The sequence below is a fragment of the Kitasatospora sp. NPDC089509 genome, from assembly GCF_044749365.1.
Taxonomy (GTDB): Bacteria; Actinomycetota; Actinomycetes; order Streptomycetales; family Streptomycetaceae; genus Kitasatospora.
The window spans coordinates 1-25,974 of record NZ_JBIVHS010000009.1 but is presented as its reverse complement, the minus strand read 5'-3'; the positions used below and the strand labels follow the sequence as shown (position 1 = coordinate 25,974).

Genomic DNA, 25,974 nt, shown 5'->3' with positions numbered 1-25,974 from the left:
CGCGCCCCCGGTCACGGCTGCCCGGCCGCGGGAACGGTCCCGCCCTGGGCGGGCACCCGGCCCGGCGCGGCCCGCACCGGCTCCGGCACCCCGAGCGGGATGTCCGGGACGGCCCGCACGCAGTCCTCGGAGTGCACCACCGGCTGCCAGCCGTGCACGGCCAGCGCGTCGATCAGGGCCCGCACCATCACCGGGTCGAACTGGCTGCCGGAGCAGCGCTCCAGCTCGGCGACCGCCTCGGCGACCGGGCGACCGCGCCGGTAGGAGCGGGTGGAGGTCATCGAGTCGAAGGCGTCGGCGACCGAGATGATCCGGGCGAACTCGGGGATCTGCCGTCCGGCCAGTCCGCTCGGGTAGCCGCGCCCGTCCATCCGCTCGTGGTGGTGCAGGATCCCGGAGTGGGCCTCGCCGAGGAAGTCGATCCCGCGCACCAGCTCGTACCCGTACACCGGGTGGATCTCCACCGCGCGGCGCTCGTCCTCGCTGAGGGGACCGTTTCTGCGCAGCAGCTCGGTGGCCACACCGAGCTTGCCGACGTCGTGCAGGATCCCGGCGAAGCGCAGGGTGCGCAGCCGCTCGGGCTCCATGCCGAGCTGACCGGCGATCAGCACCGAGGCCCGGCCGACCCGTTCGCTGTGCCCGCGGGTGTACGCGTCCTTGATCTCCACCGCCTGCACCAGCGACTGCACGGTGGCCTGGTGGGCGTCCCGCTCGCGCTGCCCCTGGGCGAACACCCAGGCCGAGATGGACAGCGGCAGCAGCGCCAGCAGCGCGGCGAACGCCCCGTACGGACCCTGCCAGAGCACCGCGACCATCAGCCCGCCGGCCGCGTGCACCAGCACCGGAAGCCCGCACACCGCGCAGGCCCCGCGCAGCACCTCGACCGCCCGCCGGCCCTCGCTGAGCCGCACCATCACGCCCACCACCAGCCCGTTGACCAGGCAGAACGCGGCGACGGCGGCGAAGCCGGGCAGCAGCGCGGCCGGGAACCGGGAGCCGAGCAGCAGTTGAGGGCCGTGCAGCAGGTGGAAGGCGACCGAGGAGGCGAAGGCGCACAGCGCGAGCTGGGAGCCGTTGAACAGCTGACGCCGGCGGTAGCCCGGGCCGGTCGGGCCGCCGAGCAGCGCGGCCGGGACGGCGACCAGGGCGGCGGCGGCCGGCGGGAGCATCAGCACCCCGGCGAACAGCACCGGGAAGAAGGCGTTCACCCCGGGACGGGCGGGGGCCCGGCCGGCCGGTGCGGGCAGGCGCAGCAGTCGGCGCAGCAGCAGCGAGCAGGGGGTCGGCAGGCCCTGGGCGAGCGACTCCCAACAACCGTGCAGGAAGCCCAGCAGCCCGACCTTGGGCCAGTCCACCGGGTGGCCGAGCCAGTGCGGCAGCCCGGGTGCGACGGCCTGCGGCAGCAACGGCAGCAGGCCGCACAGGGCGGCCACCGGAACGGCCACCAGGTAGCGCGCCGCACCCTGCGGCAGGGTCGCGCCCCCACTGTCGGTAGCGATATCGACCTCCCCGCGTCCGGGCCCCGTGTTGCCTCAGCGCGCCGGTGACCGGCGGTGAGCGTCCGTCAGGAGAATAGGCCGCCGTCCGGGCGTGGGGACGCATGATGGCGCAATGGCGCAGTTGGCGCACCGCCAACTCACTCGATCGAGTGACGGCGCATGCGAGCAGAACGGGAGCGGCCCCGGGAGCGCATGCTCCCGGGGCCGCGGAAATCCCGGTCCGAACCGTTTCGTCCCGCTCTCGCCGGCGGGGGCGCGGACTACTCCGCCGGGGCTCCGGCCTCGACCGGCGCACCGGGGCGCACGGACGGCTCGTCGGCCGCGTCGGCGTGCGCCCTCGCCCGCCCCTGCGCCGAGGACTCCGACGGCGCCGATGACACCGACGACTCCTGCGGCTCCGTCACCGTCGGCGCCGGACGGGCGGATTCGACGTGCAGCTCGACCGAGGTCTCCACGGCGACCACCACCTGCTCGCCCGTGCGCTGCCCGGCCCGGATCGAGTCGATCCTGGCCAGCACCTTGCTGCGCAGGTCCGTCGGGGTGTCGTCACAGCCGCACGAGCGCTTGATCAGCGCCTTGATCGCCTGTTCCAGCCCGTACTGCTTCAAGCAGGGCGAGCACTCGTCGAAGTGCACGCGCAGCTTGGCGCAATCACCCTCGGCCATCTCGTTGTCGAGGAATTCATAGAGGTGGTCGAGGACCTCGCCACACTCGGTTTCGTGCGGATCGCCGCAGCTCATGAGCCCGAGCCCTTCGCTTCCTGCCCTGCCCCGCTGCCGGCCGGGACGAGCCCGCGCTCACGGGCGTAGTCCTCCAGCATGCCGCGCAGCTGACGGCGGCCGCGGTGCAGCCGGGACATCACCGTACCGATGGGAGTACCCATGATGTCCGCGATCTCCTTGTACGCAAAGCCTTCTACGTCCGCGAGATAGACGGCGATCCGGAATTCCTCCGGGATCGCCTGGAGCGCGTCCTTCACATCGCTGTCGGGGAGGTGGTCGAGCGCCTGGGTCTCCGCCGAGCGCAGACCGGTCGACATGTGCGACTCGGCCCGGGCCAGCTGCCAGTCCTCGATCTCCTCCGCCGCGGTGCGCTGGGGCTCCCGCTGCTTCTTGCGGTACGAGTTGATGAACGTGTTGGTGAGGATGCGGTACAGCCAGGCCTTGAGGTTCGTGCCCTCACGGAACTGGTGGAAGGACGCGTACGCCTTGGCGAACGCCTCCTGGAGCAGGTCCTCCGCATCCGCGGGGTTGCGCGTCATGCGCAGCGCCGCCGAGTACATCGGATCGAGGAACCCCAGGGCGTCGCGCTCGAAGCGCTCCCGCCGGGCCTCCTCGGACTCCTCCGCCGACACCCGGAAGGTGTCCTCACCGATCGCCTCGGCCAGCTCCTCACCGGTGAGCGCCTCGCCCGCAGGCAGGGCCTCGTCCGGGCCACGGCCCGGATCGGCCTCGTGCTCGGTCCCGACGACCGGACCCACCTCCTCGGCATGACGGGCACGGCCCACCGCGGGCCGCCCAGAAATGGAGGATATCGGGCTGACGGGCTTCTCGCCCGCGTCGATCCACTCCGACCAGGAGGGGACGAAGGCCGTGCCGGCCTCGCGCTCCTCAGGCCGTTCGGGGCACGCGATCGAACCCATCTGCCCTGCCTCTCACCGGTGACTCCTGCTGACGGACACGACAACCACCCCGGCCCCGCCCGCATTCCCGCCACCGCGGCCCGTTCACTCGCACGAGTGATCGAGCGGAAACGCCCTGCTCACACCGCCCGCACCAGCCCCAGCACCCAGTCCCCCACCGCCGAGCAGATCAGCGCCAGCACCTCGTCCTGCCCCACCGCCGCCCGCTTGGGCACCTCGAAGCCGTGGTTCCCGGACGGCACCGCCACCAGCCCGTACCCCCCGGGCAGCTCCGGGAACTCCCCCGGCCCGCCGAACGGGTCCGACGTGCCCTGCACCACCAGCGTCGGCAGCCCCGACCCCAGCAGCTCCTCCGCCCGGCTCTTCTCCGGCCGGCCCGGCGGATGCAGCGGGAACGCCAGCGCCACCACCCCCACCGCCCCGCTCGCCGCCCCCGTCCGACAGGCCACCCGCGCCCCGGCGCTGCGCCCGCCGACCACCAGCGGCAGCCCCTGCCCGGCCAGCCGCTCCGCCACCGGCCGCCAGCCGACGTCCAGGGTCTTCGGCGCCGGGCCCAGCTTCTTCCCCGCCACCCGCCAGGGCTGCTCGACCAGCGCCACGGTGATCCCGCGCTCCGGCAGCCGCTCGGCCAGCGCCACCAGGTCCCGGGCCCCGATCCCGCCGCCCGCCCCGTGCCCCAGCGCCACCACCGCCTCCGGGGCGGCCGCCCGGTGGTAGGTGATCCGGGCGTCCCCGGCCCCGGTCCCGACCAGTTCGGAGGAGGTGGTCATCTCTCAGGCTCCCGACGACGTGCGAAGAACTCAGAACAGGGTGGTCTCGTACTCGACCTCGGTCCACGGCTCCTTGAGCTCCGGACCGTTGTTGCGGATGCTGCCGACCGCCGGCGACACCGGTGTGGCCACCAGCGCCCCGGGCGGCGGCGGTATCAGCAGCCTCCGCAGCTCGTCCGGGTCGCTCAGCCCCGGATCCAGCCACTCCCCCCACGACCCCGGGTCCAGGAACAGCGGCATCCGCTCGTGGATCGGCGCCAGCAGCTCCTCGGCGTCCGTGGTGACGATCGTGAAGGTCACCAGCCACGCCTCCGGGTGCCCCGGCGGCACCGTCCGGTCGCGCCAGAACTCGTACAGCCCGGCGAGCGCCAGCGGGCCGCCGTCCGCCCGGGAGACGAAGAACGGCTTCTTGCGCGCCTTCCCCCGCTCCCCCGGCACCGTCTGCCACTCGTAGTAGCCGTCCACCGGCAGGATGCACCGGCGCGCCGCGAAGGCCTGCCGGTACGAGGGCTTCTCGTGCACCGTGTCCGACCGCGCGTTGATCATCTTCACCGCCGTCCCGGCGGAGTCCGACCACGGCGGCACCAGCCCCCAGCGCAGCGCCCGCAGCTGCCGCACCGGCCGCGCCGCCCCCTTCGCCAACCGCTCCAGCACCACGAAGGCGCTGTTGGTCGGCGCCACGTTCCAGTTCGGGTCCAGGGACTCCTGCGGGTCCCAGAACTCCACGTCGAACAGCTCGACGAGGTCCTCGGGCTTGCTGCTGGCTGCGAAGCGACCGCACATGCGGGCCAGCTTGCCATGCCGCCCGTCCTCAGCACTTCCTCATCCCGGCGCGAGAACCGCCCGCTGCCGTCCGGCCGTCCCCGCATGGGAGGCTGCCCCGAACGGCCCAACGCGGCACACGCAAGCGCACGGAAGCGAACGGAGGCGCAGACCCCCCGATGAACCCGAACAACCAGAACCTCGGCGAACTGTGGGACCGGGTCACCGGCACCCAGGCCGCCCCACCCGGCTGGCTGGTCCTCGCGACCGGCTGCGCCGCCCTGCTCGCCGTCCTCGCCCGCCCGCTGTGGCACGTCGCCCGCAACGCCGTCACCATCGCCCACGAGGGCGGCCACGGCCTCGCCGCCCTCGCCACCGGCCGCAAGCTGGCCGGCATCCGGCTGCACTCCGACACCTCCGGCCTCACCCTCTCCTACGGCCGCCCCACCGGCCCCGGCATGGTCCTCACCGCCGCCGCCGGCTACACCGCCCCCGCCCTGCTCGGCCTCGGCTGCGCCGCCCTGCTCGCCGCCGACCGGATCACCCTGCTGCTCTGGCTCGCCGTCCTCCTGCTGCTGGCCCTGCTGATCCGGATCCGCAACGCCTTCGGCCTGTTCACCGTGCTCATCGCCGGCGGCGCCTTCTTCCTGGTCTCCTGGTTCGGCAGCGCCCAGGTCCAGGCCGGCTTCGCCTACCTCGGCTGCTGGTTCCTGCTGTTCGGGGCGGTGCGCCCGGTCCTGGAGCTCCAGCACCAGCGCCGGATCGGCTGGGCCCGCGACTCCGACGCCGACCAGCTCGCCCGGCTCACCCACGTCCCCGCGCTGGCCTGGGTCACCGTCTTCCTGCTGATCGCCCTCGCCTGCCTCGGCCTGGGCGCCAGCTGGCTGCTGCAACCGCTCTAGCCGGCGGGCCGACCACCTCCGGACGCGCGGCCCGCGCCGGCCGGGCGAGCGGCGGGCGCCCACCATCCGGCCGTCGCCGAGGCCGTTCCGGTACGGCCCCTAGACTGGCCCCCATGACCGAGACCCTGTGGCCCGCCCCCGTCGCCACCGCCCCCGTCGACGCCACCGTCACCATCCCCGGCTCCAAGTCGGTCACCAACCGGGCCCTGGTGCTGGCGGCACTCGCCGACGGACCGGGCTGGGTGCGCCGCCCGCTGCGCAGCCGCGACTCCCAGCTGATGGCCGACGGCCTGCGCGCCCTCGGGGTCACCATCGAGGAGAAGGTCAACAACGACTCCGGCGGCACCGGCGGCGGCGAGGCCTGGCGGGTCATCCCGGCCCCCGTGCTGCGCGGCCCGGCCAACGTCGACGTCGGCAACGCCGGCACCGTGATGCGCTTCCTGCCCCCGCTCGCCGTCCTCGCCGACGGCCCGGTCCACTTCGACGGCGACCCGCGCAGCCACGAGCGCCCCCAGCACGGCGTGATCAACGCCCTGCGCGCGCTCGGCGCCCGGATCGAGGACGGCGGCCGCGGCAGCTTCCCGCTCACCGTCCACGGCACCGGCGGCCTGGACGGCGGCCCGGTCGAGCTGGACGCCTCCTCCTCGTCCCAGTTCGTCTCCGCCCTGCTGCTCTCCGGCGCCCGTTACAACCACGGCGTCGAGGTCCGGCACGTCGGCGGGCCCGTCCCGTCGCTGCCGCACATCCGGATGACCGTCGAGATGCTGCGCCTGGCCGGCGCCCAGGTCGACGCCCCCGAGGACGGCGGCGAGAAGGACGTCTGGCGGGTCACCCCCGGCGCCCTGCTCGGCCGCGACCTGGTGGTCGAGCCCGACCTGTCCAACGCCGCCCCGTTCTTCGCCGCCGCCCTGGTCACCGGCGGCCGGGTGACCGTGCGCGACTGGCCCAAGCACACCACCCAGCCCGGCGACCAGCTGCGCGACCTCTACACCCGGATGGGCGGCGCCTGCGAGTTCACCGACGAGGGCCTGCAGTTCACCGGCACCGGCCGGATCCACGGCATCGAGGCCGACCTGCACGACGTCGGCGAGCTCACCCCGGTGATCGCCGCCGTCGCCGCCCTGGCCGACTCCGAGTCCCACCTGTACGGCATCGCCCACCTGCGCCTGCACGAGACCGACCGGCTGGCCGCCCTCGCCAAGGAGATCAACGACCTCGGCGGCGACGTCAGCGAGACCGAGGACGGCCTGCGGATCCGCCCGCGCCCGCTGCGCGGCGGCATCTTCCACACCTACGAGGACCACCGGCTGGCCACCGCCGCCGCGGTGCTCGGCCTCGCCGTGCCCGGCGTCGAGGTGGAGAACGTCGGCACCACCGCCAAGACCCTGCCGGACTTCCCGAAGATGTGGGCGGAGCTGCTCGGCGACGGCGACGGCACGGACGACGGCGCGGCGGCGGGCGCCTGAGCGGAGACTGGAACCATGCGCCGCTACGGCAAGGACGCCGACGAGGACGACATCCGCAACCGCCCCGCCCGCCGGGGCTCCCGGCCGCGGACCCGGATCAGGCCCAAGCACGAGGACGCCGCCGAGGCGATGGTGCTCACCGTCGACCGCGGCCGGATCACCTGCCTGATCGACCCGGGGACCAAGCAGGAGCGTGAGGTCGTCGCCATGAAGGCCCGCGAGCTGGGCCGCAAGGGCGTCGTCGTCGGCGACGTGGTGAACCTGGTCGGCGACCTCTCCGGGGACACCGACACCCTGGCCCGGATCGTCCGGGTCGAGGAGCGCAGCTCCGTGCTGCGCCGCACCGCGGACGACGACGACCCGTACGAGCGGATCGTCGTCGCCAACGCCGACCAGCTGGCCATCGTCACCGCGCTGGCCGACCCCGAGCCCCGCCCCCGGCTGATCGACCGCTGCCTGGTCGCCGCCTACGACGCGGGCATGGAGCCGCTGCTGGTGCTCACCAAGGCCGACCTCACCCCGGCCGACGCGCTGTTGGAGTCCTACGCCACGCTCGGCATCGACTACGTGGTCACCCGACGGGACGAACTGGAGACCACCGGCGCCGAGGCCGTCCGCGAGCACCTGCGCGGGCTCTCCACGGTGTTCATCGGGCACTCCGGCGTCGGCAAGACCACCCTGGTCAACGCCCTCGTCCCGGACCGCCAGCGGCAGACCGGCCACGTCAACGCGGTCACCGGCCGCGGTCGGCACACCACCGTCTCGGCCCTCGCGCTGCGGCTGCCCCCGCCGCCCGGCGTCAAGCCCGGCTCCCGCAAGGCCCTCGACCCGGGCTGGGTGATCGACACGCCCGGGTTCCGCTCCTTCGGCCTGTCCCACATCGACCCGTCCCGGGTCATCCACGCCTTCCCCGACCTGGAGCCCGGCACCGTCGACTGCCCGCGCGCCTGCAGCCACGACGAGCCGGACTGCGCCCTGGACGCCTGGGTCGCCGACGGCCACGCCGATGCCGCCCGGCTCTACTCGCTGCGCCGTCTGCTGGCCAGCAAGGAGGCCCGCGAGGGCGACTGAGGACCCGGCCGCCCCCGGGCCGGTGCCCCGTTCGAGGTGTCGGACCGCCCCGTCCTGGCGATCATAGGAAAGTCGGGCCGGGTGCGGCCCGTCCGTCGATCGACTGGGAGGGCACCCGATGGCATGGGCCCTGGTGGTCCTGGCCGGCCTGCTGGAGACCGGCTTCGCGATCAACCTCAAGCTCAGCGAGGGCTTCACCAAGCTCTGGCCCACCATCAGCTTCTGCGTGTTCGCACTCGGCAGCTTCGGGCTGCTCACCATCTCCCTGAAGAGCCTGCCGGTCGGCCCCGCCTACGCGGTGTGGACCGGCATCGGCGCGGCCGGCACGGCCGTCTACGGCATGGTCTTCCTGGAGGAGACCACCTCGGTGCTCAAACTGGTGTCCATCTCCCTGGTGATCGCCGGCGTGATCGGACTCCAGCTCAGCGGCTCGGCCCACTGAGCCGCCACGCGTCCACCCGCCTCCGGGGCGGCCTGGGCTAGGGTTTCCGGCATGGCCGACTACCACGACGATCTCCGACTCGCCCACGTCCTCGCCGACTCGGCCGACTCGGTCACCCTGGAGCGTTTCCGCGCCCTCGACCTCAAGATCGAGACCAAGCCGGACCTCACCCCGGTCAGCGACGCCGACAAGGCCGCCGAGGAACTGGTGCGCAGCGTCCTCCAGCGCGCCCGCCCGCGCGACGCCGTCCTCGGCGAGGAGTTCGGCCTGCAGGGCTCGGGCCCGCGCCGCTGGGTGATCGACCCGATCGACGGCACCAAGAACTACATCCGCGGCGTCCCGGTCTGGGCCACCCTGATCGCCCTGTTGGAGGACGGCCCGGACGGCGTCGAGCGCCCGGTGGTCGGCATCGTCTCCGCCCCGGCGCTGCAGCGCCGCTGGTGGGCCGCCAAGGACCTGGGCGCCTACGCCGGCCGCAGCCTGGCCAAGGCCTCCCGGATCCACGTCTCCGGCGTCTCCCGGATGGCGGACGCCTCCCTCTCCTACTCCTCGCTCACCGGCTGGGAGGACCGCGGCCGCCTCGACCCGTTCCTGGACCTCACCCGGGCCTGCTGGCGCACCCGCGCCTACGGCGACTTCTGGTCCTACATGATGGTCGCCGAGGGCGCCGTGGACATCGCCGCCGAGCCCGAGCTGTCGCTGTGGGACATGGCCGCGCCGTGCATCGTCGTCCAGGAGGCCGGCGGCCGCTTCACCGGCCTGGACGGCGTCCCCGGCCCCGGCGGCGCCGACGCGGTGGCCAGCAACGGCCTGCTGCACGACGAGGCGCTGCGCCGGCTGTCCGTCTGAGCACGAGTGGTGCGGGCCCGTACGACCAGTGGGAGCTGGTCGTACGGGCCCGCCGTCATGATCGGTCCGGCTACTGCTTGCGCAGCTCCCGGACCGCCGCCTCCAGCCGCTGCCCGTAGTCGGCGTCGGCCTTGCGGAAGTTGTCGACCGCCCGCTCCACGATGTCCTCGCGGTCGGCGGAGACCTTGGCGATGAAGCCCGCCAGGTTGGCGATCAGCCGCTGCTTCTCGTCCTCGGAGAACAGCCGGTACAGGGTGCCGGCCTGCACGAAGTCGTCGTCCTCGGCGTGCGAGGGCGCCGGGTGGGTACCGGTGGCGCCGTCGACGGCGGTCGCGGCCCAGAGCGGCCGGCCAGTCTGCACCGGGCCGCCGAAGCTGTTCGGCTCGTAGTTCTTCTGCCGGCCGTGGCGGCCGTCGTAGAGGTGGCCGTCGCGGCCGTTGGTGCGGGCCTCGGTGGCGTGCGGGCGGTTGACCGGCAGGTGGTCGGCGTTGATGCCGACCCGGTAGCGGTGGGCGTCCGCGTAGGCGAAGAGGCGGCCCTGGAGCATCTTGTCCGGGGACGGGCCGATGCCGGGCACGAAGTGCGACGGGGAGAACACCGACTGCTCGACCTCGGCGAAGACGTTGTCGGGGTTGCGGTTGAGCTCCAGCCGGCCGATCTCGATCGGCGGGTAGTCGGCGTGCGGCCAGACCTTGGTCAGGTCGAAGGGGTTGAAGCGGTAGCCGGCCGCGTCGGCCGCCGGCATGATCTGGACCTGCACCGTCCAGCTGGGGAAATCGCCGCGCTCGATCGACTCGCGCAGGTCGCGCTGGTGGCTGTCCGGGTCCTCGCCGGCGAGCCGGTTGGCCTCGGCCTGGGTGAGGTTGCGGATGCCCTGGTCGGTCTTGAAGTGGTACTTGACCCAGAAGTGCTCGCCGGCCTCGTTCTGCCACTGGAAGGTGTGCGAACCGTAGCCGTTCAGGTGCCGGTAGCTGGCCGGGATGCCGCGGTCGCCGAACAGCCAGGTCACCTGGTGGGTGGCCTCGGGCGACAGGCCCCAGAAGTCCCAGACGTTGTCGGCCTCCTGCGAGCCGGTGTACGGGTCCCGCTTCTGGGTGTGGATGAAGTCGGGGAACTTGATGGCGTCCTTGATGAAGAACACCGGGGTGTTGTTGCCGACGAGGTCGTAGTTGCCCTCCTCGGTGTAGAACTTCAGCGCGAAGCCCCGCGGGTCGCGCACCGCGTCGGCCGCGCCCAGGTTGCCGGCCACGGTGGAGAAGCGCAGGAAGACCTCGGTCTGCTTGCCGACCTCGGACAGGAACGCCGCCCGGGTGAAGGGCGTCAGGTCGGCGGTCACCGTGAAGGTGCCGTACGCGCCGGCGCCGCGGGCGTGCACCACGCGCTCCGGGATCCGCTCCCGGTTGAAGTGCGCGAGCTTCTCGAACAGCAGCTGGTCCTGGATCAGGGCCGGGCCGCCGACGCCCGCCGTCTCGGTGTTCTGGTTGTCGGCGACGGGGGCACCCGCCTCCGTGGTGAGCGTCGGGCGCAGCTCGTCCTGCGTGGTCATAACGGGTCGCCTCCGAGGTGTCCGGTCGTGATGACACGATCCTAACTTGGACTTCGTCTAAGTCAACACTGGCACCAATCTCAGAGCGTGACTTACTCTGGTCCCATGAGTGACCTGCTGGAGAGACTGCGCGGACGCGGCTGGCGGCTGACCTCGCAGCGCCGCGTGGTGGCCGAGGTCCTCGACGGCGAGCACGTCCACCTCACCGCGGACGAGGTGCACGCCCGCGCCACCGCCCGGCTGCCCGAGATCAGCCGCGCCACCGTCTACAACACGCTCGGCGAACTCGTCGCCCTCGGCGAGGTCCTGGAGGTCGCCACCGACGGCCGCGCCAAGCGCTACGACCCCAACGCCCACCGCGCCCACCAGCACCTGATCTGCTCCGGCTGCGGCGCGATCCGCGACGTCCACCCGCACGGCGACCCGCTCGCGGCCCTGCCCGCCGCCGAACGCTTCGGCTTCGCGGTCACCGCCGCCGAGGTCACCTACCGCGGGCTGTGCCCGAACTGCCGCCCCTGACAAGGCCTTCGGCCGCGCCGGGCGGTGCTACGCGCTGAGCTCGGCGTGCAGCGCCCCCAGCAACCGCCCGGCCCGCTCGGCCACCTCGGCCGGCCCCTGGTCGATCGCCCGTCGGCACCAGTTCTCGGCCTGCACCGGCTCGCCCCGGCGCAGCGCCAGCAGCGCCAGCCGCAGCGCCGCCCGCCCGTGCCCGGCGTCGGCGGCCCGGGTGTACCAGAGCATCGCCTCCGCCTCGCTGTCCTGCCGGGCCAGCAGCAGCCCCAGGTTGAACGCGGCACTGCGGCTGCCCGCCTCGGCGGCCCGCCGGTACCAGCTCTCGGCGATCTCCAACGCCCCCCGCTCGGCCGCCCGCACGCCCATCCGCACCTGCGCCCGGCGGTGCCCCGCGTCGGCCGCCAGCGCGTACCAGTGCTCGGCCTCGGCGTCCGCGTCCCCGCGCCGGTCCAGCACCGACGCCAGCCGGAACGCGCCCTCCGCCGAGCCGCCCGCCGCCGCCTGCCGGTAGCGCTCCAGCGCCCCGGACAGGTTGCCGCGCTGCTCCTGGGCCACCGCCAGCTGCAGCGCCGCCTCGCCGTGCCCCTCGGCGGCGGCCCGCGCGTACCACTCCTGGGCCTGCCGCCCCTCGCCGCGCCCGGCGTGCAGCACGCCCAGGTTGAAGGCGCCGTCCACGCTGCCGGCCTCGGCGGCCTTGGAGAACCACGGCTCGGCGCCGGACTCGTCGCCGCGCTGCAGCAGCACCACGGCCAGCGCGTTGCAGGCCTCCCGGTGCCCGGCGTACGCGGCCCGCCGGTACCACTGCTCGGCCTGCTGCTCACGGCCGGTGCCGGCGCAGAGCAGGCCGAGGTTGAAGGCGCCGTTCTGGTCGCCCGCGTCCAGCGCGGTGCGGTACCAGTGCTCGGCGGCCCTGGCCTCGCCGCGGCCGGCGTGCAGGGCGCCGAGCGCGTTGGCGGCGTTGCCGTCACCGCCCTCGGCGGCCTCCTGCCACCACTCGGCGGCGGCGACGACGTCCCCGGAGTCGCGCAGCAGGAAGCCGAGCGCGCAGGCCGCGCGCGGCTCGCCGTTCTGCGCGGACTGCCGGTACCAGCGGGCCGCCTCCTCCAGCAGCGGGCGGTCGGTGCCGGCCCGCTCCTCCAGCAGCACGCCCAGGCGCAGCGCGGCACGGGCGTGGCTGCGGGCGGCGGCGGTGCGGTACCAGGCCTCGGCGGTCTCCTTGTCCCCGGCGGCCTCGCGCATCCGGGCCAGCCGGTAGGCGGCCTCGCGGTGCCCGGCGTCGGCGGAGACCTTGAACCAGCGCTCGGCCCGCACGTCGCGCCGGTGCTCCATCAGGTCGCCGAGCGCGTAGGCGCCCAGCGGGTGGCCGTGGTCGGCGGCGAAGTGCAGCCAGTACTCGGCGGCCTCCTCCTCGCCCTGGTCGCGCAGTTGGAGCCCGAGCGCGTGCGCGGCGGGGGCGCTGCCCGCCACCGCCGCCTGGCGCCACCACTGGGCGGCCTCGGCGCGGTGGCCCTGCTGGTGCAGCAGCACGCCCAGGTTGTTGGCGGCGGCCCGCACCCCGGCGGCCGCGGCGGCGCGCAGGTAGGGCTCGGCGTCCTCCAGGTCGCCGCGGCGCAGCAGCAGGGTGCCGAGCCGGCCCGCGGCGTCCGCGTCGCCGCCGTCGGCGGCCTGCCGGTGCCGGGCCTCCAGCGCGGCGGACTCCCGGGCGGCCAGCGCGGTCTCGAAGCTGGTCGGGTCCAGCCCGGCCGGGTCCAGCGCGGCGGCCGCGGCGGCGGGCACGCCGTCGCCGTCCGCCGTCCCGTACGGGCCGACGGCGGCCGAGAACTGGCGGGTGGACACGTGGACCAGGCTGTCGGGACCGAAGCCGTCGGCCCCGGGCCGCTCGGACAGTCCGCTGGTGCGCTGGGCGGGCAGGGCTCCGGGACGGTGCTGGGGACTCTCGGCGCTCTCCGCCCAGGCGTCGGTGTCCGCCTCGACGGCCGCACCGGACTTGGCGCCTGACTTGCCGATCAGCCTCATGCCGACTCCCGCTCCCCCAGAGTGTCGCGGCATCGTGCCCCGGCCGTCGGCCGGGGGGACTCCCAGGAGAGGTGCCGGACCGGACGGCCCGTCAGCGGCCGTGCACCGTCCCCCGTGTGTCCCATCGTCGCATCACCCGCTACCCGCGTACACCTGCCCCGGCCGAATTCGGGCGGGGCGCACCAGAAGCCGACGAAATTGCTTCGGCGCTTTGTCGATTTCCCGACACTTCCACCCCACAAACCCCGGTGCCGTCCCCGTTGGCGACGGTCGATAGTACCGGAGCGGTTCCCGCCGCTTCCGGACGAGAACGTCCGGACACGACAGAGGCCCGGAGGAATGATCCTCCGGGCCTCTGACACTGAGTAGCGGGGACAGGATTTGAACCTGCGACCTCTGGGTTATGAGCCCAGCGAGCTACCGAGCTGCTCCACCCCGCGTCGGTGATCAAACAATAGCACGGAACAGCGGGGGCCCCGAACCACGGAAAACGAACCACGGAAAACACCGATGGCCCGGAGGAAGGATCCTCCGGGCCATCGGCACTGAGTAGCGGGGACAGGATTTGAACCTGCGACCTCTGGGTTATGAGCCCAGCGAGCTACCGAGCTGCTCCACCCCGCGTCGGTGAGACAACCGTAGCACGGACGCGGGGTGGGACCAAAAACGGTCTCCGCAGCTCAGCGGGACTACGGGCGGGGGCTCGCCGTCCCCGACCCGGTCGGCGTCGCCGCCGGCGGCACCGGTGCCTGGCCGCCGCCCCGGGCCGCGTCGGCTGCCTTCAGAGCGTCCCCGAGCGCCTTCTGGGCGTTGCCGTACGCCACCCAGTCGCCGTTCTTGAACGCGGTCTGGCTGTCGTTGTACGCCTTCTCCGCGTCCGAGAGCGCCTTCTGCAGCTCCGGCGAGAGCGTCCCGCCCGGCGCCGGGGTGCCCGGCCCGGTCGGCGTGGGCGTCGGCGTCCCCGGCGAGGTCGGGGTCGTCCCGGTCCCCGGCGTCGTGCCGCCCGGGACGGCCCCGCCGCCCGGGTTGGACGGCGCGACCGGCGTGGCCGGCGGGGCCTGCCCGTTGAACAGCTTCTTCAGCGCGTCCTCCAGGGTGTTCTCGAAGGCCACGTTGTCGTCCCCGTACACCGCCAGCACCTTCTGCAGCGTCGGGTACTTGGCGCCGCGCCCGCGCACGTACACCGGCTCGACGTTCAGCAGTCCGCCGCCGACCGGCAGGGTCAGCAGGTTGCCGTACTCCAGCTCGGTGTCACCGCCGCTCTTCAGCGCGAAGATCTGGTTGGCCACCTCCTGGCGGGAGTTGAACTTCGACTGCACCAGACCGGGGCCCGGGGCGCCGCTCTCGCCGGTCATCTTCAGGATCCGGATCTTCCCGTAGTCCTCGCCCGGATCCGCGTTCACCGCCATGAACGCCGCCAGGTTCGGCCGCTGGTTGGGCACGAAGCTGCTGGTCAGCGAGAAGCTCGCGGCGGGGGCGTCCGGCATCCGCACCGTCACGTAGTACGGCGGCTGGACCTGCTTGGTGTCACTGGTCGGGTCCACCGGGACCTGCCAGATGTCACTGCCGTTGAAGAAGGAGTTGGCGTCCGTCACGTGGTACTGGCCGAGCAGGTCGCGCTGCACCTTGAACATGTCCTGCGGGTAGCGCAGGTGCGGCAGCAGCGTCGCCGGGATGTCCGCCTTCGGCTCCACGGTGCCCGGGAAGGCCTTCATCCAGGTCTTCAGCACCGGGTCCTTGTCGTCCCACTGGTAGAGCTTCACCTCACCGGTGTACGCGTCCACCGTCGCCTTGACCGAGTTGCGGATGTAGTTGACCTGGTTGGCGACGGTCAGCAGCTCACCGCGCTGGTTGGTCAGCGAGTCCTTGGTCGCGGTGCCCAGCGTCGTCTTCGACGAGAACGGGAAGCCGTCCGAGGTGGTGTAGCCGTCCACGACCCACACCACCCGGCCGCCCTGCACCACCGGGTACGGGTCGGCGTCGATCGACAGCCACGGCGCGACCTTCTCCACCCGCTCCTTCGGCGTCCGGTTGTAGATCACCTTGGCGCCGTCGGTGATCGCCCCCGCGTACAGGATCTGCGGCTCGGCGAAGCGCACCGCGTACGCGGCCCGGGTGATCGGGTTGTCCAGCGACACACCGCTCGCACCGGCGTACGTGTACTCCACGTTCTGACCGGTCTTGACGTCGGTGTAGTCGATCTCCTTGTTCGAGCCGCCGACGATCGAGTACGTCGTCGTCTTCTCGCCGTAGTAGATCCGCTGCTCGTAGTCGCCCAGCGAACCGGTGGCCGGCAGGCCGGACTCGGTGAACACCGGACCGCCCTTGTCGTCGACCTGGTTGCCCTTGGCGACCGCCGCGCCGTAGCCGTGGGTGTACTTGAAGTGGTCGTTGATCCAGTTCCGCTGCACCCCGTTGAGGTCCAGCTCGCGCAGGCCGATCACGGTGTCCTGCTTGTCCGCGCCGGTCCCGTAGCGGTCCACCGACAGCGTGCTCGGGAACGCGTAGTAGTTGCGCTGCTGCTCCAGCGACTGGAACGTCTGCGACACGATGTTCGGGTCCAGCAGCCGCACGTCCGCGATGGTCTGCGCGTCCGGCTTCAGCGCGTCACCCGTGGTCGAGCCCTGCGGGCTGTACGGGGTCGTCTCCGAGTCCGCGATCCCGTACGCCTGCCGGGTCGCGTCGATGTTCTTCTGGATGTACGGCGTCTCCTTGGCCTGCTCGTTCGGCTTGACCTGGAACTGCTGCACGATCGCCGGGTACAGCCCGCCGATCAGCACCGCCGACAGCACCATCAGCCCCAGCCCGATCAGGGCCGGCGCCCAGGTGCGGCGGATCGGGGTCAGGAAGAACAGCACCGCGCAGATGATCGCGACGAAGAACAGGATCGTCTTGGCCGGCAGGAACGCGTTGGCGTCCACGTAGCGCAGGCCCGTCCAGCCCGACACCCCCTTGTAGGAGCCGGTCTTCACCGCCAGCGCGTACCGGTCCAGCCAGTACGCCACCGCCTTCAGCAGCACGAACACGCCCAGCAGCACCGCCAGGTGCCCCTGCGCGCCCGCGCTCGCCCGACGGCCCGGACCCTGCAGCCGCAGCCCCCCGTACAGGTAGTGCACCAGCGCCGAGGTCAGCAGCGAGACGATCACCGCGCTGAACGCGAAGCCCAGCACGAACTCGTAGAACGGCAGGTCGAAGGCGTAGAACGAGACGTCCATGCCGAACTGGGCGTCCTTCTCACCGAAGGACGTCGCGTTGGTCCACATCAGCCAGGTCCGCCACTGGCCCGACGCCGCGGCACCCGCCACCAGCCCGATCACCAGCGAGACGCCGATCAGCGCCCAGCGCTTGAACGGCGCCAGCCCCGACCGGTAGCGGTCCAGGCTCTGCTGCTCCACCGACATCGCCGACAGCGGCGGCCGCAGCCGGTGCGCCAGCCAGATGTTGAAGCCGACGATCACCGCCATCAGCAGGCCGAACACCGCGAACAGCCCGATCTTCGTCCACAGCTGGGTGGTGAACACCGAGGAGTAGTGCACCGACCTGAACCACAGCCAGTCCGTCCAGAACCCGGCGAACATGACGAACAGCAGGAACAGCACCGCGAGCACGCCCAGAGTCAGCAGGGCCACTCTCGCCCGCCGGGAGGGGGGGCCCACCCTCCGCCGGAAACCCGGCCCTGAGCGTTCCGGCATCTGGAATACCACGGTGGCACCTCAGCTGTGTCGTCTGGAATCGGTCGGTCGTCAGAGCAACTTAACCAGGCTTCGGCCGAGTTCCCACCGTTAGCAGACGGTTACGACGGCGTTCCCCCGTCACCCCCGCCGCCCCCGCCCCGGCGAGCGTCCCGCGCCCGGCGTGTGAGGATTGAGTCATGTCCGACGCGTCTGATCTGAACAATTCCCCCGACGACGTCTCCAAGCTCCCCGCCGCCACCCCCCTCACCCGGGCCGCGCTGGAGATCGACGAGTACGCCGCCACCCTCGGCTGGGACCTCCCGGCCCGGCTGTTCGCCCTGGTGGACAGCGCCGCCCTGCGCAAGGCCGACCCGCGCATCGCCAAGCAGCTCGGCCTCGCCGACACCGACGAGCTCGGCCTCACCCCGGTCGAGCAGGACGAACTGCCCGCCGGCATGGAGCTCGACAAGTTCCTCGGCACCATCGCCTGGCCCGCCGCGGTGGCCGGCTGCGCCCTGGTCGTCGAACGGATGATGCTGCCGCCCGGCGCCGAGCAGTCCCGCCCCCGGGGCGCCAGCGACGCCCAGCTCGCCGAGTGGGTGGCCAACCACCCCAAGCGCGAGGAGGTGCGGATCACCGCCGCGGTGCTGCGCGACGGCAAGAAGGAGATCGCCCTGCGGCTGCGCTCCAAGGACGTCGCCCGCGAGGTGCTGACCGGCCCGGACCTGGTCCCCGGCCTGACCGACGCCCTGCTGGCGACCTTCTCCTAACCCCCTACTTGCTACTTGGGGCAGGACGGCAGCGCGGAGGTCTGCCCGGAGCGGATCTGCTCCAGCGACTTCAGCGCGCCGTCCAGGGTGTCCGTCTTGATCAGGGTCAGCCCGGACGGCACGTTCTTGGTGGCCTCGGCGCAGTTCGAGGACGGGGTGAAGAAGTACTGGGCCCCGGCGTCCCGGGCGGCGATCAGCTTCATCGATATGCCGCCGATCGGGCCGACCTTGCCGTCGTCGTCGATGGTTCCGGTGCCGGCCACGAACTTGCCGCCGGTGAGGTCGCCGCCCGGGGTGAGCTTGTCGATGATGCCGAGCGAGAACATCAGGCCGGCGCTCGGGCCGCCGACGTCCTGCAGCCCGATGTCGATCTGGAACGGGTAGGTGTGCCGGATCCCGGTGCCGATGCCGACCACCGCGAGCTCGGCCCGCTCCGCCGGGGCCTTCGGGTCGAGGTCCTTGGCCCGCACGGTCGGGACGGTGACGTCGGTCTTCGCCCCCGGGGTGGCCGCGGCGTTGCCGGAGGTGTCCTTGACCCGCGGCACCACGGTGAAGACCACCGACTCGCCCGGCTTGTGCTTGGTCACGGCGGCGACCACCTGGTCGACCGAGGAGACGGCGGTGCCGTCCACGGCGACGATCTGGTCCCCCGCGTGCAGCCGGCCCTCGGCCGGGGCCCCCGCGGTGACCGACTTGACGATCAGTTCGTCGCCGACCGGGACGCCCAGCTGCTTGAGCGCGGCGGTGCGGGCGCTGTCCTCGGAGGAGGCGAACTCCTCGGCGTTCTGCTTCTTGGCGTCGGCGTCCGACTGCCCCTTGGGGTAGACGTTGTCGTGCGGCACCACCAGCACGTCGTCGCGCAGCCAGCCGATCACCGCGTTGACCAGGCTGGGCTCGTACTTGGCCCCGGTGACCTGGACGGTGGTCATGTTGAGGTGCCCGCTCGTCGGGTACGAGTCGCGCCCGGTGATGGTGATCACCGGCTTGCCCCCCTGCTCGCCGAGCGTGTTGTACGTCGGGCCCGGGCTCATCTCCGTGTACGGCACCTTCATCAGCACCGAGACGCAGAGCAGCGCTATGAGCAGCAGGGTGGCAGCGAGCATCGTCGCGGAGCGGCGTGGCATGCCTCGACAGTACGGGACGCGGGTGACGCACCGCCCGGCGGGCCACCGGCTCGTCAGCGGCCGGGGTGCTCCTCCGGGGCGGCGGTGCCGGCCGTGGTGCGTTCCATCGCGGCCATGAAGCGCCGGTGCTCGGCCAGCGAGGCCGGATCGCCGGTGGCCCTGGGGGCCCGCTGGGCCCAGCCCGCCCAGGCGGCCGCGACCAGGACGGCGACAACCGGAATGATCAACCAGGCGAGCGCACCCATGTCAGTACTCCCCAGCTCGTCGTGTCTATGAGCAGATTAACCACTCCGGCGGACAACGCGGCCGGCGCCATCCGGGTTACGGGACGGCCGATCGGCTCACTTCCAGGGAGTATCCGGCGCCCCCGTCCGGACCCGTTCGGGTGAGGCCGCGGCGCGCCTGACCCGGGAGACGCACTCCGTGTGCGAGCGGTTCCGCCCGGGGGCGGCGGAACGGTCAGCAGCCCCCGGCGCCGACCCACTCCTCCTCGCCGTCGGAGAAGACCTGGTGCTTCCAGATCGGCACCTCGTGCTTGAGGTCGTCGATCAGCCGGCGGGCGGCCGCGAAGGCCTCGCCGCGGTGGGCGCAGGAGACGGCGACGATCACCGCCTTATCGGTGACGTCCAGCCGGCCCACCCGGTGCACCGCGGCCAGCGCCCGGACCGGGAAGTCCGCGACGACCTTCTCGGCGATCCGGCGCATCTCCTCCTCGGCGGTGGGGTGGCAGCTGTACTCCAGCGCGGCGACCGACTTGCCGCCGTCGTGGTCCCGGACCGTCCCGACGAAGACGGTGGTGCCGCCGGCCGCGTCGTCGCCGACCGCCTCGTACACCTCGTCCAGCGAGAGCGGGGTCTCCCGGATGGCCAGCAGCCGGATGGGGTCGTGGTTCTCGGACATGACCCCATGATGGCTCATCCGGGGCCGCCCGCGACAAGGGGCTTCCGCATCACGATTCAGAGATTTCGCATCGTGAGAAACCGCGGGCGCCGGGACGGCCGGCCCACCGCCCCTCAGAAGCGACGCCGCTTACGGGCCCGGCGCACCAGCGCCGCCGTACCGACCAGCGCCACCGTCGCCCCGGCCGCCCCCAGACTGGTCGCGGCCTCCTTGCCGCCCAGCCGGCGCCCCGCCACCGCGTGCTTGCCGGACACCTGCGCCAACAGCTCCGCCAACACCTGCTCATTGGTGAACTCCGGCCGCCAGCCCGCCTCGTGCAACCGGCTGCCGGACACCACCCACGGGTACATCGTGTACGCCAGGTCCCCCGCCGGGGCCGGCGTCAGCCCCAACCGGTGCAGCCGCGCCGCCGTCCCCAGCGCCAACGCGGCCGGCAGCTCCATCCGCCGGATCCCCGACAGCCGCTCCACGTCCTCCTGCTCCAGCCAGCCGTCGCAGCCGACCGTCACCTCGCCCTCCACCAGACCCAGCGCCGCGTACTCCAGCGCCGCCGCCAGGTCGTCCACGTGGCAGAACTGCCAGCACGGGCGCGAACCGGCCACCACCAGCAGCCTCGGCGCCTCGAAGTGCCGGGTCAGCACCGTGTCCACCCCGGGACCCACCACCACCGCCGGCCGCAGCACCGTCACCTGCAGCCCCGGATGGGCCCGCGGCGCCCGCCGGGCCAGCCGCTCGATCTCCAGCAGGTCCCCGACCAGCGAGGCCTCCTCGGTCGCCCGCAGCTCGGAGTCCTCCGCCAACGGCACCTCGTTGTCGGCCAGCGCGCCGTAGACCATCGCCGACGTGCACAGCACCACCCGGTGCACCCCCGCCGCGGCCGCCGCCGTCAGCACCGTCTGGGCGCCGCGCACGTTGTAGGCGCTGCGCGCCCGCGGATCGGACTCCATCCCGAAGTCCATCGCCAGGTGCACCACCACGTCGACCCCGGCCAGCCGCTCGGCCACCGCCGGATCCCGCACGTCCAGCACCCGCCACTGCACGCCCGGCACCTCACCGCGCCGGTCGTCCACCGCCAGCACCCTGCGCACGTGCGGCGAGGCCACCAGCCGGGCGGCGACCCGCTCGCCCAGCACCCCCGCGGCACCGGTGACGGCCACGGTCAGCGGCCGCCCGCCGTAGGCTGGAGGCGGCGACGCCGTGGCGTCCGGGTCGTCCTCTCCAGCGGTCAGCCCAGAGCGAACGTCCGAGGGCGGGGAACTCACCGGCCATCCTCCACGGTTAGCTTATGTGCGTACGTACGTGTGTCACGTACGTCCATCCTGCCCGAGGCGAAGGCCCGGCGGTGCACCCGGCGCGGGCCTAGCGCACCGGAGCCGCCCACGAGTCCCCCGCTCCACCGGAGCCCCGGGCGGACCGCACTTCCCGCCACACCCGTATGACGGCCGACCGGATCGAGGACCCCGTGAGCGACCTTCCCTTCGGATTCGGCGTTCCCCCCGAGGAGCCCGAGGACGGCAAGGCCAAGCCCGACGACGCGCAGCAGCAGAAGAAGGACCAGGGCCAGGAGGGCACCGGCGGCCCCCAGTCGTTCGGCTTCGGAACCGGCAACCCCTTCGGCGCCATGTTCGGCATGCCCGGCGCCCCGGGCGGCCCCGGCGGCGCCGACAACCCCTTCGCCGCGATGTTCGGCGGCATGAACCCCGGCGACCTCGGCGCCGCCTTCCAGCAGCTCGGCCAGATGCTCTCCTTCGAGGGCGGCCCGGTGAACTGGGAACTCGCCCAGAACATCGCCCGGCAGACCGTCGTCGCCGAACCCGCCGAGGGCAAGAGCAAGGACCGCTCCGTCGGCGCCTCCGAGCGCGCCGCCGTCGAGGAGGCCGTACGCCTGGCCGACCTGTGGCTCGACGGCGTCACCGAATTCCCCTCCGGCGCCGGCACCGCCGTCGCCTGGAGCCGCGCCGAATGGATCGAGGCCACCCTCCCGGTCTGGAAGGACCTCGTCGACCCGGTCGCCGAACGCGTCGGCACCGCCATGGGCGGCGTCCTGCCCGAGGAGATGCAGGCCATGGCCGGCCCGCTGATGGGCATGATGCGCTCCATGGGCGGCGCCATGTTCGGCACCCAGATCGGCCAGGCGCTCGGCGCCCTGGCCGGCGAGGTGGTCGGCTCCACCGACGTCGGCCTGCCGCTCGCCCCGGCCGGCAAGGCCGCCCTGCTGCCGCAGAACGTCGCCGAGTTCGGCGAGGGCCTGAACGTGCCCGCCGAGGAGGTCCGGCTCTACCTCGCCCTGCGCGAGGCCGCCCACCAGCGGCTCTTCGCCCACGTGCCGTGGCTGCGCGCCCACCTGCTGGGCGCCGTCGAGGCCTACGCCCGCGGCATCAAGGTCGACACCTCCCGCATGGAGGAACTCGCCGGCCAGCTCGACCCGAGCAACCCCGAAGCACTCCAGGAGGCACTGGCCGGCGGCCTGCTCCAGCCCGAGGACACCCCCGAGCAGAAGGCCGCCCTCGCCCGCCTGGAGACCGCGCTCGCCCTCGTCGAGGGCTGGGTCGACGCCGTCGTCCACGCCGCCGCCGAACCCCACCTGCCGCAGGCCGGCGCCCTGCGCGAGACCGTCCGCCGCCGCCGCGCCGCCGGCGGACCCGCCGAGCAGACCTTCGCCACCCTGGTCGGCCTGGAACTGCGCCCGCGCCGCCTGCGCGACGCCGCCCGGCTGTGGGCACTGCTCGCCGACGCACGCGGCATCGAGGGCCGCGACGCACTCTGGGAGCACCCCGACATGCTGCCCACCGCCGCCGACCTGGACGACCCGGACGCCTTCGTGCACCGCGGCAGCGGCGACCTGGAGGGCGGCTTCGACTTCGACGCCCTCGACAAGCTGCTCGGCGAGGCCGCGGCCGGCCAGTCCGACCCCGCCAAGCCCGACCTGACCAAGCCCGAGAGCACCCCCGAGGCCAAGCCGGAGACCAAGCCGGAGCCGCCGAAGGGCGACCAGGACGGCACCGACGGAAAGGGCGAGCCCACCGCATGACGGCCACCGGGACGGCCGCGTCCACCCTGCACGCGGACGCCGTCCGCACCCTGACCGACTGGCAGCCCGCCGAGCACGACCAGGACCGGCTGCGGCTCGACTACCTCGCGCACCTCGCCGAGCAGCCCGAGGGCCTCTACCGCTCCTGCCTGCCCGCCCACATCACCGCCAGCGCCGCGGTCGTCGACCCGGCCGCCGGACGGGTGCTGCTCACCCTGCACCCCAAGGTCGGCATCTGGCTGCAGATGGGCGGGCACTGCGAACCCGGTGACGCCGACCTCGCCTCGGCCGCGCTGCGCGAGGCCGTCGAGGAATCCGGCATCCCCGACCTCGTCCTGCTGCGGGAGAACGGCGCCCCCGTCCCCGCCAAGCTGGACCGGCACCTGGTCCGCTGCACCGGCAAGGACCGGCCGGAGAACACCCACCTCGACGTCCAGTACATCGCGCTCGCCCCGGCCGGGGCCCAGGCACTGATCAGCGAGGAATCGCTGGACCTGCGCTGGTTCGACTACGACCGGCTGCCGGAGCTCACCGACCACTCGGTGCGCGACCTGGTCGCCCGGGCGCGACGGCTGACCGCCTGACGGACTGAGGTGCGAGGCACCGAAGGGGGCGCGGACCGAACGGTCCGCGCCCCCTTCCGTTTGCCCGCGTCACCTTGCCCGCGTCACCCGCAGGAAGCCGCCGGATCCGGCGGCGACGACGCACCGTGCCGGGCCCCCGGGATGTGCGGCAACCGGGCCGCCGACACCACACCCTCCAGATAACCGCGCGCCCGCTCCGTCCGCGGATAGGCCGCCAACAGCGCCCAGAACGCCGGACCGTGGTCCGGCACCAGCAGATGCGCCAGCTCGTGCAGTAACACGTAGTCCAGCACGTACTCCGGCATGCCCTGCAGCCGGTGCGACAGCCGGATCGTCCCCTCACTGGGAGTGCAGGAGCCCCAGCGCGAATTCTGGTTGGTCACCCAGCGGACCTGCACCGGCTGGGCCCGCCCGTCCAGATAGGCCGCCGACAGGTCCCGGGCCCGCGCCATCAGGGCGTCGTCCCCGAGGACCCGGCGGCGCTCCTGGGCGGCGAGCTTCTCCAGCATCTGCGCCACCCAGCGCTGCTCCTCGGCGTGCGACAACCGGGCCGGGATCAGCACCACGGTGCGGTCACCCTCGCGGTACGCGGAGACGGTACGGCTACGGCGGGCGCTGCGCCGCACCTCAACCCGACTGCGGTCGTGCGCCTCGGAGGAGGCGGCAGTGGCGGGCGGGTGCTGCGGTCGCGCCTGCTGCGCCTCGCGCGGCGTCTCGTGCGACTTCTCGCGCTGCTTCTCGTCCGGGCGCCCTCGTGTGTTCGGCGTCGCCATCTGTGACCCGGACGCTGCACGGGCACGCCGACGCGACACCGGTGGATGGGAGTCCCGCTCGGCTGCCATGGCACACGACGTTACCCGGAACCACTGACAGAAGTCCGGTGCCGTGGCCGAAATCTTTCATGGAGCGATCGCGAACGAAAGGCCGACGGGGAGTGTCCGGAAACCGTCGCACGGAAGGATGGGCAGTTATCCACAGGGCACGCGAACAGATCTTGTGATCATGCTCCCGGACCTGTGGATAACTTTCCGCACGCCGTCGGCGCGATGGGGCATGCTGCGGTCAGCCGTCCGGAAACGATCGGAAGGGAGATCGTCGTGCGCCTCGTACTCAAGCCCGCCCTGTCCCGCAGCTGGCGGGACTCCGAGACCCTGCAGTTCGGCACCGTCACCCGGTACGCCGGGGTGCTCGGCAACGCCGACAAAACGCTGTGCGAATTCCTCGACCTGGTCGACGGAACGCGCGACCGGCCCGAGCTGCTGTCCGCCGGAGAACGGATCGGGCTCGGCCGGGAACCCACCGACACCCTGCTAAGCGAACTGGAGGAGACCGGGCTGCTGGACGACGCGGAGGCGACCGACCGGGCGCTGTCCCGCTACCCGCTGCCCCACCGGGACCTGCTCGGGCCCGACCTCGCCTCACTGTCCCTGGTCCACTCCGGACCGGGCGCCGCACCGGCCGTCCTGGCCCGCCGGGCCGAGACCCGGATCGAAGTGCGCGGCGCGGGCCGGGTCGGCGCGGCCGTGGCGACGGTACTCGCCGCCGGCGGCACCGGGACGGTCACCGTGGCCGACAGCGGCCGGGTCCAGCCCGGCGACTGCTCGCCCGCGGGACTGCCGCCCGCAGACGTCGGGCGGCTGCGCGCGACGGTCGCCCGGGAGGCGGTGCAACGGGCCGCGGGCCGCCCGCTGGTCCCGGTGCCGCGGAAGAAGACCGACGGCCCGCCGCCCGACTTCGTGGTCCTCGCGCCCCGGGACGGCAGCGCCGCCTTCGCGGGCGGGACGTACGAGGCCCGGCTGCTGCTCCGGGCCGGGGTACCGCACCTGTACGTCGGCGTGGTCGAGGAATTCGGCATCGTCGGGCCGCTGGTGATCCCGGGCAGGTCCGCCTGCGGCCACTGCCTGGTGCTGCGGCGGGAGGACGAGGACGCGGCCTGGCCGCGGGTCCTGGCCCAACTTGCGGACAAGGGCCCCGGCCGGGCCCGAACGCCGGCCTGCGACACGGCCCTGGCGACGGCCGTCGCCGGACTGGCCGCACTGCACGTCCAGGTCTACCTGGACGGCGGCCGTCCCCCGAGCGTCGACGGCTGGTGCGAGATCTCGGCAGGCGACGGCATGCCCCGCCGCCTGCGGCTGCGCGGCCACCCGGACTGCGGCTGCCTGTGGCAGCCGCTGCCGCCGAACTGAGGAGGAGGGAGGAACGAGGAAGGTACCGGGCACGGGCCCGGCGGACGCAGGGCTCAGCGGCCGCCTGACCCGGCGCCCGGACCGAGACCGGCGGAGCGCCCTGGGCGCGACACCTTGCCAGGTGAGCCCATGGCCAGGTGAGCCCATGGCCAGGTGAGCCCATGGCCAGGTGAGCCCATGGCCAGGTGAGCCCATGGCCAGGTGAGCCCATGGCCAGGTGAGCCCAT

Annotated in this window: 22 protein-coding genes, 2 tRNA genes and 1 pseudogene; 10 read left to right on the top strand and 15 right to left on the bottom strand. The window is 73.2% G+C overall.

The window, feature by feature from the left end; translation table 11 throughout:
* Positions 1 to 11 precede the first annotated feature (11 nt).
* The 5 genes and pseudogenes from ACIP4P_RS20440 to ACIP4P_RS20420 form a co-directional block, all read right to left on the bottom strand.
* A complete protein-coding gene (locus ACIP4P_RS20440) occupies positions 12 to 1,445 on the bottom strand; it encodes an HD-GYP domain-containing protein (RefSeq protein ID WP_400920350.1) in 1,434 nt (477 codons plus the stop codon).
* 500 nt (positions 1,446 to 1,945) lie between these two features.
* Positions 1,946 to 2,239 (bottom strand): annotated as a pseudogene (gene rsrA / locus ACIP4P_RS20435) (mycothiol system anti-sigma-R factor); the annotation flags it as partial.
* On the bottom strand, positions 2,236 to 3,141 hold the full coding sequence (locus ACIP4P_RS20430; RefSeq protein WP_400920348.1) for a sigma-70 family RNA polymerase sigma factor: 906 nt from the start codon (positions 3,139 to 3,141) through the stop codon (positions 2,236 to 2,238). The gene ACIP4P_RS20430 and the pseudogene rsrA, both read right to left, overlap by 4 nt.
* Positions 3,142 to 3,260: 119 nt before the next feature.
* A complete protein-coding gene (locus tag ACIP4P_RS20425; protein ID WP_400920346.1) occupies positions 3,261 to 3,911 on the bottom strand; it encodes an alpha/beta family hydrolase in 651 nt (216 codons plus the stop codon).
* A 30-nt stretch (positions 3,912 to 3,941) separates the two neighbouring features.
* Positions 3,942 to 4,694, bottom strand: coding sequence for an SOS response-associated peptidase (locus ACIP4P_RS20420; protein ID WP_400920344.1), 753 nt, complete (start codon positions 4,692 to 4,694; stop codon positions 3,942 to 3,944).
* 158 nt (positions 4,695 to 4,852) lie between these two features.
* On the opposite strand from ACIP4P_RS20420, the gene ACIP4P_RS20415 reads away from it, so the two are divergent.
* From ACIP4P_RS20415 to hisN, 5 genes are all read left to right on the top strand, one after another.
* Positions 4,853 to 5,575 carry a M50 family metallopeptidase gene (locus ACIP4P_RS20415; RefSeq protein ID WP_400920342.1) on the top strand — a complete coding sequence of 241 codons (723 nt, stop codon included), beginning with the start codon at positions 4,853 to 4,855 and terminating at the stop codon, positions 5,573 to 5,575.
* 113 nt (positions 5,576 to 5,688) lie between these two features.
* Complete coding sequence (gene aroA / locus ACIP4P_RS20410; protein ID WP_400920340.1) at positions 5,689 to 7,041, top strand: 3-phosphoshikimate 1-carboxyvinyltransferase; 1,353 nt, start codon at positions 5,689 to 5,691, stop codon at positions 7,039 to 7,041.
* Positions 7,042 to 7,056: 15 nt separating this feature from the next.
* Positions 7,057 to 8,112 carry a ribosome small subunit-dependent GTPase A gene (gene rsgA, locus ACIP4P_RS20405; RefSeq protein WP_400920338.1) on the top strand — a complete coding sequence of 352 codons (1,056 nt, stop codon included), beginning with the start codon at positions 7,057 to 7,059 and terminating at the stop codon, positions 8,110 to 8,112.
* 118 nt (positions 8,113 to 8,230) lie between these two features.
* Positions 8,231 to 8,554, top strand: a complete 324-nt coding sequence (locus tag ACIP4P_RS20400; protein ID WP_400920336.1) for a DMT family transporter — start codon at positions 8,231 to 8,233, stop codon at positions 8,552 to 8,554.
* 51 nt (positions 8,555 to 8,605) lie between these two features.
* Positions 8,606 to 9,403: a histidinol-phosphatase gene (gene hisN / locus ACIP4P_RS20395; RefSeq protein WP_350511905.1), complete on the top strand. Its 798-nt coding sequence runs from the start codon at positions 8,606 to 8,608 to the stop codon at positions 9,401 to 9,403.
* Between the two features lie 70 nt (positions 9,404 to 9,473).
* Here hisN and ACIP4P_RS20390 read toward each other — a convergent pair whose 3' ends face one another.
* Positions 9,474 to 10,949, bottom strand: a complete 1,476-nt coding sequence (locus ACIP4P_RS20390; RefSeq protein WP_400920334.1) for a catalase — start codon at positions 10,947 to 10,949, stop codon at positions 9,474 to 9,476.
* Between the two features lie 105 nt (positions 10,950 to 11,054).
* Between ACIP4P_RS20390 and ACIP4P_RS20385 the strand changes: the two genes are divergently transcribed.
* Positions 11,055 to 11,468 carry a Fur family transcriptional regulator gene (locus ACIP4P_RS20385; protein WP_400920332.1) on the top strand — a complete coding sequence of 138 codons (414 nt, stop codon included), beginning with the start codon at positions 11,055 to 11,057 and terminating at the stop codon, positions 11,466 to 11,468.
* 27 nt (positions 11,469 to 11,495) lie between these two features.
* Here the strand turns inward: ACIP4P_RS20385 and ACIP4P_RS20380 are convergent, their stop codons facing one another.
* The 4 genes from ACIP4P_RS20380 to ACIP4P_RS20365 all read right to left on the bottom strand — a co-directional run bounded on the left by ACIP4P_RS20380 (position 11,496) and on the right by ACIP4P_RS20365 (position 17,170).
* On the bottom strand, positions 11,496 to 13,478 hold the full coding sequence (locus tag ACIP4P_RS20380; protein WP_400920330.1) for a tetratricopeptide repeat protein: 1,983 nt from the start codon (positions 13,476 to 13,478) through the stop codon (positions 11,496 to 11,498).
* A gap of 366 nt (positions 13,479 to 13,844) precedes the next feature.
* Positions 13,845 to 13,918, bottom strand: a tRNA-Met gene (locus ACIP4P_RS20375).
* Positions 13,919 to 14,028: 110 nt separating this feature from the next.
* Positions 14,029 to 14,102 (bottom strand) — tRNA-Met (locus tag ACIP4P_RS20370).
* Positions 14,103 to 14,167: 65 nt separating this feature from the next.
* On the bottom strand, positions 14,168 to 17,170 hold the full coding sequence (locus tag ACIP4P_RS20365) for a UPF0182 family protein (RefSeq protein ID WP_400920328.1): 3,003 nt from the start codon (positions 17,168 to 17,170) through the stop codon (positions 14,168 to 14,170).
* A 179-nt stretch (positions 17,171 to 17,349) separates the two neighbouring features.
* On the opposite strand from ACIP4P_RS20365, the gene ACIP4P_RS20360 reads away from it, so the two are divergent.
* Entirely contained in the window at positions 17,350 to 17,922 is a 573-nt protein-coding gene (locus ACIP4P_RS20360; protein WP_400920326.1) for a PPA1309 family protein, read from the top strand.
* Positions 17,923 to 17,933: 11 nt separating this feature from the next.
* On the opposite strand, the gene ACIP4P_RS20355 is transcribed toward ACIP4P_RS20360, so the two are convergent.
* The 4 genes from ACIP4P_RS20355 to ACIP4P_RS20340 all read right to left on the bottom strand — a co-directional run bounded on the left by ACIP4P_RS20355 (position 17,934) and on the right by ACIP4P_RS20340 (position 21,208).
* Complete coding sequence (locus ACIP4P_RS20355) at positions 17,934 to 19,046, bottom strand: PDZ domain-containing protein (RefSeq protein WP_400920324.1); 1,113 nt, start codon at positions 19,044 to 19,046, stop codon at positions 17,934 to 17,936.
* 53 nt (positions 19,047 to 19,099) lie between these two features.
* Entirely contained in the window at positions 19,100 to 19,291 is a 192-nt protein-coding gene (locus ACIP4P_RS20350; protein ID WP_350511898.1) for a hypothetical protein, read from the bottom strand.
* A gap of 214 nt (positions 19,292 to 19,505) precedes the next feature.
* Positions 19,506 to 19,946: a molybdenum cofactor biosynthesis protein MoaE gene (locus ACIP4P_RS20345; protein ID WP_400920322.1), complete on the bottom strand. Its 441-nt coding sequence runs from the start codon at positions 19,944 to 19,946 to the stop codon at positions 19,506 to 19,508.
* A gap of 113 nt (positions 19,947 to 20,059) precedes the next feature.
* Complete coding sequence (locus ACIP4P_RS20340) at positions 20,060 to 21,208, bottom strand: NAD-dependent epimerase/dehydratase family protein (protein WP_188303064.1); 1,149 nt, start codon at positions 21,206 to 21,208, stop codon at positions 20,060 to 20,062.
* 200 nt (positions 21,209 to 21,408) lie between these two features.
* Between ACIP4P_RS20340 and ACIP4P_RS20335 the strand changes: the two genes are divergently transcribed.
* The gene (locus ACIP4P_RS20335; protein WP_400920319.1) at positions 21,409 to 22,977 is read left to right on the top strand and encodes a zinc-dependent metalloprotease; all 1,569 of its coding nucleotides are present in this window, start codon (positions 21,409 to 21,411) and stop codon (positions 22,975 to 22,977) included.
* Positions 22,974 to 23,561 carry an NUDIX hydrolase gene (locus ACIP4P_RS20330; protein ID WP_400920317.1) on the top strand — a complete coding sequence of 196 codons (588 nt, stop codon included), beginning with the start codon at positions 22,974 to 22,976 and terminating at the stop codon, positions 23,559 to 23,561. Before ACIP4P_RS20335 ends, ACIP4P_RS20330 begins: the two co-directional genes overlap by 4 nt.
* Positions 23,562 to 23,644: 83 nt before the next feature.
* Here the strand turns inward: ACIP4P_RS20330 and ACIP4P_RS20325 are convergent, their stop codons facing one another.
* Positions 23,645 to 24,334, bottom strand: a complete 690-nt coding sequence (locus tag ACIP4P_RS20325) for a M48 family metallopeptidase (protein WP_400920315.1) — start codon at positions 24,332 to 24,334, stop codon at positions 23,645 to 23,647.
* A gap of 324 nt (positions 24,335 to 24,658) precedes the next feature.
* Between ACIP4P_RS20325 and ACIP4P_RS20320 the strand changes: the two genes are divergently transcribed.
* A complete protein-coding gene (locus ACIP4P_RS20320) occupies positions 24,659 to 25,747 on the top strand; it encodes a ThiF family adenylyltransferase (RefSeq protein WP_350511893.1) in 1,089 nt (362 codons plus the stop codon).
* Positions 25,748 to 25,974: the final 227 nt, after the last annotated feature.

Coding starts and splice junctions, on each gene's coding strand:
- ACIP4P_RS20430 (WP_400920348.1), bottom strand. CDS start 3,141: ATGGGTTCGATCGCGTGCCCCGAACGGCCTGAGGAGCGCGAGGCCGGC.
- ACIP4P_RS20425 (WP_400920346.1), bottom strand. CDS start 3,911: ATGACCACCTCCTCCGAACTGGTCGGGACCGGGGCCGGGGACGCCCGG.
- ACIP4P_RS20420 (WP_400920344.1), bottom strand. CDS start 4,694: ATGTGCGGTCGCTTCGCAGCCAGCAGCAAGCCCGAGGACCTCGTCGAG.
- ACIP4P_RS20415 (WP_400920342.1), top strand. CDS start 4,853: ATGAACCCGAACAACCAGAACCTCGGCGAACTGTGGGACCGGGTCACC.
- aroA (WP_400920340.1), top strand. CDS start 5,689: ATGACCGAGACCCTGTGGCCCGCCCCCGTCGCCACCGCCCCCGTCGAC.
- rsgA (WP_400920338.1), top strand. CDS start 7,057: ATGCGCCGCTACGGCAAGGACGCCGACGAGGACGACATCCGCAACCGC.
- ACIP4P_RS20400 (WP_400920336.1), top strand. CDS start 8,231: ATGGCATGGGCCCTGGTGGTCCTGGCCGGCCTGCTGGAGACCGGCTTC.
- hisN (WP_350511905.1), top strand. CDS start 8,606: ATGGCCGACTACCACGACGATCTCCGACTCGCCCACGTCCTCGCCGAC.
- ACIP4P_RS20390 (WP_400920334.1), bottom strand. CDS start 10,949: ATGACCACGCAGGACGAGCTGCGCCCGACGCTCACCACGGAGGCGGGT.
- ACIP4P_RS20385 (WP_400920332.1), top strand. CDS start 11,055: ATGAGTGACCTGCTGGAGAGACTGCGCGGACGCGGCTGGCGGCTGACC.
- ACIP4P_RS20380 (WP_400920330.1), bottom strand. CDS start 13,478: ATGAGGCTGATCGGCAAGTCAGGCGCCAAGTCCGGTGCGGCCGTCGAG.
- ACIP4P_RS20365 (WP_400920328.1), bottom strand. CDS start 17,170: ATGCCGGAACGCTCAGGGCCGGGTTTCCGGCGGAGGGTGGGCCCCCCC.
- ACIP4P_RS20360 (WP_400920326.1), top strand. CDS start 17,350: ATGTCCGACGCGTCTGATCTGAACAATTCCCCCGACGACGTCTCCAAG.
- ACIP4P_RS20355 (WP_400920324.1), bottom strand. CDS start 19,046: ATGCCACGCCGCTCCGCGACGATGCTCGCTGCCACCCTGCTGCTCATA.
- ACIP4P_RS20350 (WP_350511898.1), bottom strand. CDS start 19,291: ATGGGTGCGCTCGCCTGGTTGATCATTCCGGTTGTCGCCGTCCTGGTC.
- ACIP4P_RS20345 (WP_400920322.1), bottom strand. CDS start 19,946: ATGTCCGAGAACCACGACCCCATCCGGCTGCTGGCCATCCGGGAGACC.
- ACIP4P_RS20330 (WP_400920317.1), top strand. CDS start 22,974: ATGACGGCCACCGGGACGGCCGCGTCCACCCTGCACGCGGACGCCGTC.
- ACIP4P_RS20325 (WP_400920315.1), bottom strand. CDS start 24,334: ATGGCGACGCCGAACACACGAGGGCGCCCGGACGAGAAGCAGCGCGAG.